General features: G+C 69.6%; 11 protein-coding genes. 5 read left to right on the forward strand and 6 right to left on the reverse strand.

The window, feature by feature from the left end:
- Positions 1 to 228: 228 nt before the first annotated feature.
- Both ACIPKM_RS13745 and ACIPKM_RS13750 read left to right on the forward strand, forming a co-directional pair.
- Positions 229 to 858 (forward strand): ATP-dependent Clp protease proteolytic subunit, encoded by a 630-nt coding sequence (locus tag ACIPKM_RS13745; protein ID WP_070416573.1) that lies wholly within the window; start codon positions 229 to 231, stop codon positions 856 to 858.
- A gap of 29 nt (positions 859 to 887) precedes the next feature.
- Positions 888 to 1,547: an ATP-dependent Clp protease proteolytic subunit gene (locus tag ACIPKM_RS13750; RefSeq protein WP_070416572.1), complete on the forward strand. Its 660-nt coding sequence runs from the start codon at positions 888 to 890 to the stop codon at positions 1,545 to 1,547.
- A 65-nt stretch (positions 1,548 to 1,612) separates the two neighbouring features.
- Here ACIPKM_RS13750 and ACIPKM_RS13755 read toward each other — a convergent pair whose 3' ends face one another.
- Positions 1,613 to 2,323 carry a copper resistance protein CopC gene (locus tag ACIPKM_RS13755; RefSeq protein ID WP_402736935.1) on the reverse strand — a complete coding sequence of 237 codons (711 nt, stop codon included), beginning with the start codon at positions 2,321 to 2,323 and terminating at the stop codon, positions 1,613 to 1,615.
- Positions 2,320 to 3,051 carry a YcnI family protein gene (locus tag ACIPKM_RS13760; RefSeq protein WP_402736936.1) on the reverse strand — a complete coding sequence of 244 codons (732 nt, stop codon included), beginning with the start codon at positions 3,049 to 3,051 and terminating at the stop codon, positions 2,320 to 2,322. Before ACIPKM_RS13760 ends, ACIPKM_RS13755 begins: the two co-directional genes overlap by 4 nt.
- A gap of 216 nt (positions 3,052 to 3,267) precedes the next feature.
- Between ACIPKM_RS13760 and clpX the strand changes: the two genes are divergently transcribed.
- Positions 3,268 to 4,548 carry an ATP-dependent Clp protease ATP-binding subunit ClpX gene (gene clpX / locus ACIPKM_RS13765; RefSeq protein ID WP_022907244.1) on the forward strand — a complete coding sequence of 427 codons (1,281 nt, stop codon included), beginning with the start codon at positions 3,268 to 3,270 and terminating at the stop codon, positions 4,546 to 4,548.
- A gap of 290 nt (positions 4,549 to 4,838) precedes the next feature.
- Here the strand turns inward: clpX and ACIPKM_RS13770 are convergent, their stop codons facing one another.
- Positions 4,839 to 6,866, reverse strand: a complete 2,028-nt coding sequence (locus ACIPKM_RS13770; protein ID WP_071295387.1) for a M3 family metallopeptidase — start codon at positions 6,864 to 6,866, stop codon at positions 4,839 to 4,841.
- An 88-nt stretch (positions 6,867 to 6,954) separates the two neighbouring features.
- Positions 6,955 to 7,548, reverse strand: coding sequence for a TetR/AcrR family transcriptional regulator (locus ACIPKM_RS13775; RefSeq protein ID WP_070416569.1), 594 nt, complete (start codon positions 7,546 to 7,548; stop codon positions 6,955 to 6,957).
- A 121-nt stretch (positions 7,549 to 7,669) separates the two neighbouring features.
- Between ACIPKM_RS13775 and ACIPKM_RS13780 the strand changes: the two genes are divergently transcribed.
- Positions 7,670 to 8,506: an alpha/beta fold hydrolase gene (locus ACIPKM_RS13780; RefSeq protein ID WP_071295388.1), complete on the forward strand. Its 837-nt coding sequence runs from the start codon at positions 7,670 to 7,672 to the stop codon at positions 8,504 to 8,506.
- A gap of 108 nt (positions 8,507 to 8,614) precedes the next feature.
- On the opposite strand, the gene ACIPKM_RS13785 is transcribed toward ACIPKM_RS13780, so the two are convergent.
- Positions 8,615 to 8,866, reverse strand: coding sequence for a hypothetical protein (locus ACIPKM_RS13785; RefSeq protein ID WP_071301756.1), 252 nt, complete (start codon positions 8,864 to 8,866; stop codon positions 8,615 to 8,617).
- A 65-nt stretch (positions 8,867 to 8,931) separates the two neighbouring features.
- Positions 8,932 to 11,526 (reverse strand): valine--tRNA ligase, encoded by a 2,595-nt coding sequence (valS, locus tag ACIPKM_RS13790; protein WP_402736937.1) that lies wholly within the window; start codon positions 11,524 to 11,526, stop codon positions 8,932 to 8,934.
- Between the two features lie 274 nt (positions 11,527 to 11,800).
- Between valS and proP the strand changes: the two genes are divergently transcribed.
- Entirely contained in the window at positions 11,801 to 13,381 is a 1,581-nt protein-coding gene (gene proP / locus ACIPKM_RS13795; protein ID WP_254790819.1) for a glycine betaine/L-proline transporter ProP, read from the forward strand.
- Positions 13,382 to 13,496: the final 115 nt, after the last annotated feature.

A 13,496-nucleotide genomic window follows, 5' to 3' on the forward strand; every position in this document is an offset into this window, starting at 1 on the left:
GAGGTGCAAAGCCCCCCCGTGCCGGGGGTGGGCTCCCCGCGGGTGGGGCCCGAGCCCCGGGCGGCCCCCCCCCCCCCCCCGGCGGGCGGGGGGGCGGGGGCCCCGCGGCCCCCGCGCCTCCCGTCCCGTATTTCGGCACCACCGCATTGCCGACAGCGAACAGACGAGAAGTGGTGCGTTGCACCCGATAAGTTCGACAACAAGCGACAACTGAACGGGAGCTTTTCCATGGCCGAAGCGACACTGAACCCCAGTGTTTTTGACCGCCTTCTGAGAGACCGGATCGTGTGGCTCGGCTCCGAGGTCCGCGACGACAACTCGAACGAGATCGCAGCCAAGCTGCTGATGCTCGCCGCCGAGGACCCTGAGAAGGACATCTACCTCTACATCAACTCGCCCGGTGGCTCGATCACCGCCGGTATGGCGATCTACGACACGATGCAGTTCGTGCCGAACGACATCGTCACGGTGGGCATCGGCCTCGCCGCCTCGATGGGGCAGTTCCTGCTCTCGTCGGGCACCCCGGGCAAGCGCTACATCACCCCGAACGCGCGTGTGCTCCTGCACCAGCCGTCGGGTGGGTTCGGTGGTACGGCCGCCGACATCCAGACGCAGGCGAAGGTCATCCTCGACATGAAGCAGCGGATGGCCGAGCTCACGGCGGAGCAGACCGGCAAGTCGATCGAGCAGATCCTCAAGGACAACGACCGCGACAACTGGTTCACGGCGCAGGAAGCCCTCGAGTACGGCTTCGTCGACCACCTCCGTGCATCGTCGACCGAGGTCATCGGCGGTGGTGGCACCGTCGGCGACGGCGAGACCCCCACCGACGCGGCCGAGCCCGACGCCCAGTCCTGACCCCACCCACCGAAGAAAAGGAAACGAGAATGCATCTCCCCATGCTCGGTGGCGCGCAGAACGTCCCGGCCCCCACTGATCGGTACATCCTGCCGAGCTTCGAAGAGCGCACGGCCTACGGCTACAAGCGGCAGGACCCGTACGCGAAGCTGTTCGAGGACCGCATCGTGTTCCTCGGCGTCCAGGTCGACGACGCGTCGGCCGACGACGTCATGGCCCAGCTGCTCGTGCTCGAGTCGATGGACCCGGACCGTGACATCGTGATGTACATCAACTCGCCCGGTGGCTCGTTCACCGCGATGACGGCGATCTACGACACGATGCAGTACATCCGTCCGCAGATCCAGACGGTCTGCCTCGGTCAGGCTGCCTCGGCGGCGTCGGTGCTCCTCGCTGCCGGTACCCCCGGCAAGCGTCTGGCGCTCCCGAACGCCCGCGTGCTCATCCACCAGCCGGCGGTCCAGCAGGGCGGCGGTCAGGCCTCCGACATCGAGATCCAGGCAGCGGAGATCCTCCGCATGCGCACCTGGCTCGAGGAGACCCTGTCGAAGCACTCGAACCGCACGCCGGAGCAGGTCAACAACGACATCGAGCGCGACAAGATCATGTCCGCCGAAGAGGCGCTCGAGTACGGCCTGATCGACCAGGTCCTCACGAGCCGCAAGAACCTGCCGGCGCTCGTCAAGTAGGACCGGCGACCCGCACGACGAAGGCCCCGCACCGATCGGTGCGGGGCCTTCGTCGTGCGGTGCGGTCAGTCGTCGGTGGGGTCGTCGTCGGCCGCGGGGGCGGGGCGACGACGGAGGAGCAGCAGGAGCGCGACGACGAGCGCGACGAGCACGACGCCGCCGGCACCGATCCAGAGGGCGTCGGACGTCGTGGAGTCGGTGTCGCCCGAGGCGGTGCCCGTGGTGTCGGCACTGGCACTCGCCGCACTGCCGGCCGTGGCGCAGACGGGCGGGGTGGACGAGCCCTTCGCCGGGGTGAACCCCGCGGGGGCGTCCCACGTGAAGCGGTACTCGTCGGACACGGTGTGCCCGTCGGCGGAGACGATCTGCCACTCGACGGTGTACTTCCCCGAGGCGCCGAGTGCCGCCTTCGTGGTCATCGAGGGGCCGTCCACGTCGAGGCAGCCGTCCTCGTAGTACTTCCCGTCGGGGCCGACGATCCGGTAGGCGAAGCCCGAGTTCGTGTCGTCGATGTCGAGCAGCTTGTCGTTCGTCGTGATCTCGAAGGCCTTCGGCAGCGCGGTCAGCGTGCCGTCGACCTTCGGGGTCGAAGCGATCATGTAGTTGTGCGCGCTGGCGGGGCCGGCCAGGCCGAGCACCGCACCGCCTGCGATGGCGAGGGTGGCGGCGACACCGGCACCGCGCCTCCAGGCCCGCCGGAGGCGCGGTGACCGCTCCGGCGACGTGACGCGGTCCGTCGTCGTGACGCGCCCCGTCGAGGTGTCGCGCTCCGTCACTTGGAGGCGCTCCGACGGCGGGTGCCGGCGACGGCGACGACCAGGGCGGCTGCGCCGAGCACCAGGCCGCCGAGGCCGAGGAAGCGTCCGACGAGGTCGGGGTCGGCGGGCGTGGACTCCGCTGCCGCTGCGGCTGCGGCCGTGGGGGTGGCGGCGACCGGGTCACCGTCGTCGTCGGTGGCCTCGGCCGCGGTCAGCGTGATCGAGGGCGCGGGGTGCTCGGGCTCGGCTTCTCCGGCCTTCTGCTCCTGGTTCCACTCGACCGAGCCCTTCTCGCAGGTCTGCAGGGCCGGGAACTCGACGAGGTCGCCGGGCTTGCCGTCCGGGAGCGAGAAGGACAGCGCGAAGGTGTCCCGCTCGTCGGCGGGGAGCGGGGTCTTCGCCGTGTAGGTGATGCTCGTGACGCGTTCGCCCGCGTCCTCGGCGGACTCGTCGTCCGCGGAGGCCGACGGGCTCGTGTACGGCGCCGTGGCCTTCGTGATCGTCCAGTTCGGGTTGACGGTCGGCGTGACCTCGATGACGGACTCCGGCACCTGGAACTCGATCTTCGTCGTGGGGGAGCCGTCGCAGCCGTGCGGGACCGAGAAGGTGGCCGTCGTGTACGAGTTCGCCGCGGTCGAGGTGGCCGTCGCCGAGACGTGGGCGCTGGCGACACCCGCGGTGCCGAGGACGATCGCAGCGGTGACGCCGAGGGTCGCGGTGCCGACGACGGCGAGGCGCTTGGACATGGGGTTCCTTCCGGGACTGCGGGTCCTCCGACCCGCGATTGCGGCTTCTACAACTTGTAGAGAAGTCGTGGACACGGTAGCAGGATCGAACGCCCTGGGCGAACGCGCCGGGCGAAACCGGCTCGGCGTCGCGGTCGGTGTCACCGGTTGCGATTAGGCTCGGTAGGAGTCGGGCAGGTCGTCGACCTGCATCGGTCTACCAAGGAGGGCACCGACATGGCACGCATCGGAGAGAGCGCTGACCTGCTCAAGTGCTCCTTCTGCGGCAAGAGCCAGAAGCAGGTCCAGCAGCTGATCGCCGGTCCCGGGGTGTACATCTGCGACGAGTGCGTCGAGTTGTGCAACGAGATCATCGAAGAGCGACTGGCCGAAGCCGGCGAGGACACCGCCAGCGGTGACTTCGAGCTCCCCAAGCCGCGCGAGATCTTCGACTTCCTGCAGGAGTACGTCATCGGGCAGGACCCGGCGAAGCGCTCCCTCGCAGTGGCGGTCTACAACCACTACAAGCGCATCCGCGCGCAGGGGCAGATCACCGCAGCGGAAGACCGCGACGACATCGAGATCGCGAAGTCGAACATCCTGCTCATCGGGCCGACCGGCTGCGGCAAGACCTACCTCGCCCAGACCCTCGCGAAGCGGCTCAACGTGCCCTTCGCCGTCGCGGACGCAACTGCCCTGACCGAAGCCGGGTACGTCGGCGAAGACGTCGAGAACATCCTGCTCAAGCTCATCCAGGCAGCCGACTACGACGTGAAGCGTGCCGAGACCGGCATCATCTACATCGACGAGGTCGACAAGATCGCGCGCAAGGCCGAGAACCCGTCGATCACGCGCGACGTCTCGGGCGAAGGCGTGCAGCAGGCGCTGCTCAAGATCCTCGAAGGCACGGTCGCCTCGGTCCCGCCGCAGGGCGGTCGGAAGCACCCGCATCAGGAGTTCATCCAGATCGACACGACGAACGTGCTGTTCATCGTGGCCGGTGCATTCGCCGGGCTCGAGGACATCGTCTCGTCGCGCGTCGGCAAGCGGGGCATCGGCTTCGGTGCACCCCTGCACAGCCCGCTCGACCAGCAGGACCTCTACGCCGACGTCCTGCCGGAAGACCTGCACAAGTTCGGGCTCATCCCGGAGTTCATCGGGCGTCTCCCCGTCGTGACCACGGTGTCGCAGCTCGACCAGTCGGCGCTCATGCAGATCCTGACCGAGCCGAAGAACGCGCTCGTGAAGCAGTACCAGCGGATGTTCCAGATCGACGGGGTGGAGCTCGAGTTCGATCGGGGTGCGCTCGAGGCGATCGCGGACCTCGCGGTACTGCGGCAGACGGGTGCTCGTGGGCTCCGGGCGATCCTCGAAGAGGTGCTCGGGCCGGTGATGTTCGACGTGCCGTCGGACGACGATGTCGCACGCGTCGTGATCACCCGCGAGTCGGTGCTCGAGAACGCTGCGCCGACGATCGTCCCGCGGCCGAGGGCGAAGCGCGTCGAGAAGTCCGCGTAGCGGGGCGCGCGCGGCGCGCGCTTGCGCGCCGCGCGCCAGCTGGCGGCTCGCGCGGCGGCTGGGCGGGCCGGGCGCACGTCGAACCACGTTTCCGACGTCGAACCGGCGTTCGGTGGCGGTTCGACGTCGGAAACGTGGTTCGACGCTGCGCGTCGGCGCGCGGCGCACAACGCAAGTCGCCCCGAGCCGCGCATGCGCGCGGTTCGGGGTGACTTTGGTTGTGCGCCAGCAGCTTGCGCCGCAGCACGGCGTCACCCGCCCGCGCGCCGCGCGCGGCGCGCCCCGCGCCCCTACTCCAGCCCGCGGCGCCGCAACAGCGGCCCCACCTCGGCATCGCGCCCGCGGAAGTCCCGGTACGCCTCGAGCGGGTCCTTCGCCCCACCGACCCCGAGCAACTTCGCCGCGAACCGCTCACCCGCTGCGCGCGAGAGCCCACCGTTCGAGCGGAACCACTCCACCGTGTCGGCATCGAGCACCTCGGACCAGATGTACCCGTAGTACCCGGCGTCGTACCCGCCCGAGAACGTGTGCGCGAAGTACGTCGACGAGTACCGCGGCGGGACGGCCTCGACCGCGATGCCCGCGGATTCCAGAGCCGCCCGCTCGAAGTCCTCGACCGAGGTCACGGAAGCCGCCGAGGCAGCGGAGAGGCGGTGCCACGCCTGGTCGAGCAGCGCCGCGGCGAGGTACTCCGTCGTCGCGAACCCCTCGTTGAACCCCGCGGAGTCGCTGAGCCCCAGGACGAGCTCCGGCGGCAGCGGCGCCCCGGTCTCGTGGTGCTTGGCGTAGTTCGCCAGGACGGACGGCCACGACACCCACATCTCGTTCACCTGCGACGGGAACTCGACGAAGTCCCGCTCCACGTTCGTGCCCGAGAAACGGGGGTAGGTGGTGCGGGCGATGAGGCCGTGCAGTGCGTGCCCGAACTCGTGGAAGAGCGTCTCGACCTCGTCCTGGATCAGGAGCGTCGGCGATCCGGCGGCCGGCTTCGCGACGTTGAGGTTGTTCACGACGACCGGCAGCGTCCCGAGCAGCGCGGACTGCTCCACGACGGGGTTCATCCACGCGCCGCCGCGCTTGCCGTCCCGCGTGTAGAGGTCGAGCAGGTAGAGCCCGACCTCCTCACCCGAGGCGCCGCGCACTTCGAACACCCGTACCTCATCGTTGTACCCGTGCAGGTCGGGGCGCTCGGTGAAGGTCAGGCCGTAGAGCTCGCCGGCAGCGTGGAAGACACCGTCGTGCAGCACCCGGTCGGCCTCGAAGTAGGGGCGGAGCGCCGAGCTGTCCGCCGCGAACTGCTCGCCGCGCAGGAGTTCGGTCGCGTACGCCCAGTCCCACGACTCGACCTCGTGACCGAGCACCCGGGCGCGGACGTCCCGTTCGTCGTCGGCGTTGCGAGCGGCCGCGCCGACGAGCGACGACAGCAGACCGTCGACGGCTTCGGGCGTCCCGGCGGTCTCGTCGGCCGTGACGACCGCGGCGTGGTTCGGGAAGCCGAGGAGTTCGGCGCGCTCGGCCCGGAGTCGGACGATGCGCAGGAGGACGTCGCGGTTGTCGTGGTCGTTGCCCCGACGGCCACGGGAGAGCGACGCCTCCATGATCCGCCGACGCAGCCCGCGGTCGGCCAGCGACGACAGCCACGGATGCCCGGTGTAGAGCGGCAGTGTGATGAGCCAGCCGTCGAGCCCCCGGTCGGCAGCGGCTGCGGCGGCGGCGGACCTCGCGCCGTCGTCGAGGCCGGACAGTTCCGAAGCATCCGAAACGTGCACGGCGAGGTCGTTCGTGTCCTCGAGCAGGTTCCGCTCGAAGGTCGTCGTGAGCGTCGAGAGCTCCTGGTTGATCGCGGTGAGTCGCTCCTTACCGGCGTCGTCGAGCCCGGCGCCCGCGAGGGTCATCTCGGTGTGCGTGCGCTCGACCAGCCGACGGTCCTCGTCGGTGAGGTCGGCCCGGTCGTCGAGCGAATCGCGGACCGCCGCCACCCGCGCGTACAGACGTCCGTCGAGCGTGATCGCGTCGCGGTGCGCGGCGAGGAGCGGGGAGACCTCGGCCTCGAGGTCGTGCAGCTCCGGCGTCGAGTCCGCCGACGACAGCGTGAAGAACACGTGGCTCACGCGGGCGAGCAGCTGCCCGGTGCGCTCGAGCGCCACGAGCGTGTTCTCGAAGGTGGGTTCGTCGGGGGAGGCGGCGATCGCCTCGACCTCGGTGCGCTGCTCGGCCATGCCGGCGTCGAACGCGGGGCGGTAGTGCTCGAGCCGTACCTCGCGGAACGGCGGGAGGGCGTAGGGAAGGGTGCTCGGTCCATCGAACGGGGTTGCCATCGCTCCACCCTACGGACCGGTGACGCTGTCGGACGGGAGGCGCGGTGCGGACCCGCCCCGCGCCTCCTGTCCGAGAGTCGGTCGCGTCTCAGGCGCGCGTCGCCGCGTCGATGAGGGTCTCGGCTGCCCGCCGCGCGTGCCGCGCCGGCGTCGTCGACCCGGCGATGGCGGCCGTGGTCTGTGCCCCCTCGGCGAGGAGGGCGAGCTGGGCGGCGAGTTCCTCGGCCGTGGCGGGGTCGCGGACGACCGAGGCCGCGAGGTCCTGCACGAAGCGCTGGAACGAGTCCTTGTGGGCACGGGCGATCTCGGCGACGGCGGGGGAGGTGGCTCCGAGCTCGCCGAACGCGTTGATGAACCCGCAGCCGCGGAAGGTGTCGTCGCCGAACCACGACTCGAGGAAGTCGTAGACCGCGAGCAGCTTGTCACGCGGGGTGGTGGCGGTGTCGACCGCGCCGTGGACCCCGTGTTCCCAGACGTCGTGGCGTCCGGCGAGGACCGCTGCGATCAGCTGCTCCTTGCCGGGGAACGCGGCGTAGAGCTTCTTGAGCGACACCCCGGCGCCGGTGCGGATCTCGTCCATGCCGACGGACTGGATGCCACGCGCGTAGAAGAGCTGGTCGGCGACGTCGACGATGTGTGCCCGGACGTCGGGGTCGACGGTCGGGAGCGTGCTGGTTGCCATGGCGTACCCCGTTCGCTGCGTGTTCACCGTTCTCGACTTGCGCCGGGAACGACCGTTCTCTAGTGTAAACCACATCGACGGAGAACGACCGTTCTCCGCGAGGTTCAGGGAAGGAACGACCATGGGTGCCATCACCGTCGGGACCGAGAACAGCGTCGACATCGAACTCCACTACGAGGACAAGGGAACCGGCCAGCCGATCGTGCTGATCCACGGCTTCCCGCTCGACGGCAACTCGTGGGAGGGCCAGGTCCCGGCCCTGCTCGACGCCGGCTACCGCGTGATCACGTACGACCGCCGTGGGTTCGGGCAGTCCTCGCAGCCGTCGACCGGGTACGACTACGACACCTTCGCCGACGACCTCCACACGGTCCTGACGACCCTCGACCTGCACGACGTGATCCTCGTCGGCTTCTCGATGGGCACCGGCGAGATCGCCCGGTACATCGGCCGTCACGGCGAGGACCGGATCGCGAAGGTCGCGTTCCTGGCCTCGCTCGAGCCCTTCCTGGCGATCACCGACGACAACCCCGACGGCGCCGGCCCGATGTCGTTCTTCGAGGGCATCGCCGCCGACGTGAAGAAGGACCGGTACGCGTACTTCACGAACTTCTACCAGGACTTCTTCAACCTGTCGGACAACCTCGGCTCCCGCATCTCGGAGGAGGCCGTCCGGAACGCGTGGAACGTCGCTGCCGGGTCGGGTGCGATCGCGTCCGCCGCAGCACCGTTGACGTGGCCGACCGACTTCCGTCAGGACATCCCGAAGGTCACCGTCCCCGCGCTGATCGTGCACGGCACGGCGGACAACATCCTGCCGATCGACGCCACCGGCCGACGCTTCACCAAGGCTCTGCCCGCGGCGGAGTACGTCGAGATCGAGGGCGCCCCGCACGGCCTGCTCACCACGCACACCGCCGAGGTGAACGAGGTGCTCCTGGGGTGGCTCGCGAAGTAGTGCGCGTGCTCGCATCGTGAGCGGAAATGGTCGGGTTCCCCAGCGGGACCCGACCATTTCTGCTCACCAAGCGATGCGCGGGCGCGGGTGCGCGGGCGCGCTGCGCCCTCAATCCTCCTCGGGGGCGTCGTCGGGGTTCGTGACCTGGGCGTGCCCGGCGTCGTCGAGGTGGATCGAGGTGCCGTCGTCGAGCGCGACCATCGGCTTGCCCTCGAGGAAGGTCAGGGTCCAGCCCCACCCCGCCGTGTCGACCGATTCCGACGCGAGCTCGTCCTCGACGCCCCGCACGGCGACGACCATCGCCTCGGGGAGTTGCCCGGGTGCCTCGGCACCCACGTTCCAGCGTCTGCCCAACTGCATCCGTGCCTCCAGTCCGGTGGTGGCCGGGCCGGATCGCACACGCGACCCGGCCCGGACGACCGACGTTACGCCTGCTGTTCCGCCAGCTCGATCTCGGTGACGGCCAGTTCCGCGCCGTCCTCGAACGACAGGTTCTCGATGCGGCCGACAGCCGCCAGGTCGACCGCCGCGCGCTCGATGAGCGCCCGCGTCTCGGCCGGGGCCTGCACGACGGCGCGCGTCACGGGCGTCTTCTGGGACGCCTTGGCAGCCGTCTTCGCCCCGCGGATGCCGATGAGCGCCTGGCCCACCGCCCCGAGGAGCCCCGTCGGCTCGGCCTGCGTGGGCAGCTCGGCCACGGTCGGCCAGGAGGCGCGGTGCACGCTGGTCTCGTGGGTCCAGGCCCACACTTCCTCCGTCGCGAACGGGAGGAACGGTGCCAGCAGGCGCAGCAGCGCGTCGATCGCGGCGCGGAGCGCGAGGACCGCGCTCGCCTGGGTCTCGTGCGTCGCGTCCGAGGCGGTGCCGTACGCGCGCTCCTTGACGAGCTCGAGGTAGTCGTCGCAGAAGGTCCAGAAGAAGCGCTCGATCACCTCGAGGGCACGGGCGTGGTCGAACGCGTCGAACGCCGTGGTGGCCTGGTCGATGACCGACCCGAGCTCGGCGAGCACGTCGACGTCGAGCGGCTCGGTGACGCTCGTGGCGCCCTCGGGCAGCGGGAAGCCGTAGACGAACTTCGCGGCGTTGAGGACCTTGATCGCCAGACGACGACCGACCTTGATCTGCTTCGGGTTCTGCGGGTCGAACGCCGCGTCGGTCCCGAGCTTCGACGAGGCCGCCCAGTAGCGGACCGCGTCGGCACCGTGCTGCTCGAGGATGGACAGCGGCGTGACGACGTTGCCCTTCGACTTCGACATCTTCTTGCGGTCGGGGTCCACGATGAAGCCGGAGATGCTCGCGTGCTTCCACGGCACGCTGTCCGCTTCGAGCTGGCTGCGGAGCACCGTCGTGAACAGCCACGTGCGGATGATGTCCTGCGCCTGCGGGCGGACGTCGTAGGGGTAGACGAGGTCGTAGAGCGCCGGGTCGGTCTCCCACTTGCCCGCGAGCTGCGGGGTGAGCGACGAGGTGGCCCAGGTGTCCATCACGTCGAGCTCGCCCTGGAACCCGCCGGCGACACCGCGCTGGTCCTCGGTGTAGCCCGGGGCCGGCTCGGACGCCGGGTCGACGGGGAGCTGTGCCTCGGTCGGGACGATCGGCTGGTCGAAGACCGGGTTGCCGTCGGCGTCGAGCGGGTACCAGACCGGCAGCGGCACGCCGAAGAAGCGCTGGCGCGAGATGAGCCAGTCGCCGGAGAGGCCGCCGACCCAGTTGTCGTACCGGACGCGCATGAAGTCCGGGTGGAACGCGATCTCGTCGCCGCGCTGCCGGAGGGTCGCCTTGAGCTGCTCGTCGCGGGCACCGTTCACGATGTACCACTGACGGGTCGAGACGATCTCGAGCGGCTTGTCGCCCTTCTCGAAGAACTTCACGGGGTGGTTGATCGTCTTCACGTCGCCGATCAGCTCGCCAGACTCGGTCAGGGCGTCCACGACGACCTTCTTCGCCGAGAACACGGTCTTGCCGGCCATCTCGGCGTAGAGCGCCTTGCCGCCGTCGGACTCGATCCAGGCCGGCTCGTCGGAGCGGACGCGGCCGTCGAACCCGATGATCGCGCGGTTCGGCAGCTGCAGCTCGCGCCACCACACGACGTCGGTGGTGTCGCCGAAGGTGCAGACCATCGCGATGCCGGCGCCCTTGTCCTGCTGCGCGAGGTGGTGCGCGAGCACCGGGACCTCGACGTCGAACAGGGGGGAGCGGACCGTCGTGCCGAAGAGGTCCTGGAAGCGCTCGTCGTCCGGGTGCGCGACGAGGGCGACGCACGCGGGGAGCAGCTCGGGGCGGGTGGTCTGGATGACGACGTCGTCGCCGCCGTCCGTGCGGTGGAAGGCGATGCCGTGGTACGCGCCCGGCATCTCCTTGTCCTCGAGCTCGGCCTGGGCCACGGCCGTGCGGAACGTGACGTCCCAGAGCGTCGGGGCGTCGGCCTGGTAGGCCTCACCACGCTCGAGGTTGCGGAGGAAGGCACGCTGGGCGCTCGCCCGCGAGGTGTCGTCGATCGTCCGGTACGACTGCGTCCAGTCCACGGAGAGGCCGAGCGTGCGGAAGAGGTGCTCGAACTGCTGCTCGTCCTGCACGGTCAGGCGCTCGCACAGCTCGATGAAGTTGCGGCGCGACACCGGGATCTGGTCGGCCGCCTTCGAGGACTTGTTGTCCCCGCCCTCGAACGGCGGCACGAAGGTGGCGTCGTAGGGGAGCTGCGGGTCGCAACGGACGCCGTAGTAGTTCTGCACGCGGCGCTCGGTGGGGAGACCGTTGTCGTCCCAGCCCATCGGGTAGAAGACGTGCTTGCCGCGCATGCGCTCGTACCGGGCCTTGAGGTCGGTGTGCGTGTACGAGAACACGTGCCCGATGTGGAGCGAACCGGAGGCGGTCGGCGGCGGGGTGTCGATCGAGTAGACGTTGCTGCGGTCGCCGGCGGCGTCGCGGTCGAACCGGTAGGTGCCGTCCTGCTCCCAGACCGGGCCCCAGACGTCTTCGAGTCCGTCCACCGTGGGCTTCTCGGGCATGGGCTTCGACATGGCGGGCCTTCCGTTCGGTGCGGTGCTGCGACCGCTGTGTGCGGCACCGAGTCCGTGATGAGGTGCCTGAGTGTGTGCGCGTGCTGCGCAGTCCCACGATCGTAGCGGCTCGCACCGACCCTCCGGTGGCCAATAGCACACGGATCCGGCAGACACGCCGGGCAGCTGATAGTCTGTCGGAGTTTGTCCGGCGGACGCGGGGTTCGCAGGGACTGCAGCGTCGCCGTCCGCCGGGCGCCCGAAGGCAAGACACAGCACTACCGGAGGAACTCACTTGGCACCGAACGAAGCAGGAAACGCACGGGGCGACCGCCCCCTGCGCACCAAGGGCGCCGCGAAGCGCGCACGCCGCAAGCTGACCGAGGACGACGTCACCGTCGTCGAGGAGTCGCTGCTCAAGCGTGCCGTCGCGGCCGCCGCGCTCGGCAACGCCATGGAGTGGTTCGACTTCGGCATCTTCGCCTACCTCACGGTGACGATCTCGAAGGTGTTCCTCCCCGAGGGCGACCCCGCCGCGAACATCGTCGCGACCTTCGGCTTCTTCGCCGCCGCGTTCATCGTGCGCCCCATCGGCGGTGCGGTCTTCGGCCCGATCGGCGACCGGATCGGCCGGCAGAAGGTCCTCGCCCTCACGATGATCCTGATGGCCGCGGGCACGCTCATGATCGGCCTGATCCCGAGCTACAACTCGATCGGCTTCTGGGCTCCCGTGCTGCTGCTGGTGGCGCGGTTCGTGCAGGGCTTCTCGACCGGTGGTGAGTACGGCGGCGCGGCGACGTTCATCGCCGAGTACTCGCCGGACAAGCGCCGCGGGTTCATGGGCTCGTGGCTCGAGTTCGGCACCCTCGCCGGCTACGTGCTCGGCGCATCGATCGTCACGGGCCTGCAGTTCGGCCTCTCCGAGGACGCCCTGCTCAGCTGGGGCTGGCGCATCCCGTTCATCATCGCCGGCCCGCTCGGCCTGATCGGTCTCTACCTGCGCCTCAAGCTGGAGGAGACCCCGGCGTTCCAGAAGCAGCAGGAGCAGGCCGCCGAGCGCGAGGGGCAGAAGACCCCGTTCCTCAAGCTCTTCGCCGAGAACTGGCGCTCGCTGATCATCTGCATCGGTCTGGTCCTCGTGTTCAACGTGACCGACTACATGCTCCTGTCGTACATGCCGACGTACCTCGAGCAGAACCTCGGCCAGAACGCCACGTTCGGCCTGATCCTCATCGTGATCGTGATGATCCTCATGATGGTCGTCATCACGTTCGGCGGTCGCCTCTCCGACAAGTTCGGCCGACGTCCCGTACTCGCCGCGGGTTGCGTCGGGTTCATCCTGCTGTCGTGGCCGGCGCTCAAGCTGGTGCAGACCGGTACCGGCGTGGGGGTCTTCGCGGGACTCCTGATCCTGGGTGTCGTGCTCGTGACGTTCACCTCGACCATGCCGTCGACCCTGCCGGCGCTGTTCCCGACGATCATCCGCTACGGCGCGCTCGCCATCGCGTTCAACGTGTCGGTGTCGCTCTTCGGTGGGACGACCCCGCTCGCGACCTCGGCGCTCATCAACGCCGCGAAGGACGCCGGCTACGGCTGGGCCGAGGACATCCCGGCGTTCTACCTGATGCTGGCCGCCCTGATCGGGCTCGTCGCCGTCTACTTCACCAAGGAGACGGCCGCGACGCCGCTGATGGGGTCCGGCCCCACGGTGGCGCACGAGGACGAGATCGCCGGCGTCATCAAGGACTACAACGACCCGGAGTCCGAGCTGGCGCAGTCCGACTGGGCGAAGGACTTCTCGACGAGCGAGATCCCGATCATCTCGGGCGACGTGCCGTCGTCCGGTGACGGTTCGAAGGAGCCCGCGGGCTCGTAGCCGTCGGCTGCCTGGAGGCACGGTGCGCGTCCGCCTCGGACGTCGCGCCGTGCCTCCGCTCGTCCGGGCGCGGTGCGCGGCGGCGCGGCGGCGGCGCGGTTCGCGAAGTTTCGCG

The sequence above is a fragment of the Curtobacterium sp. NPDC086286 genome (assembly GCF_044746255.1).
Taxonomy (GTDB): domain Bacteria; phylum Actinomycetota; class Actinomycetes; order Actinomycetales; family Microbacteriaceae; genus Curtobacterium.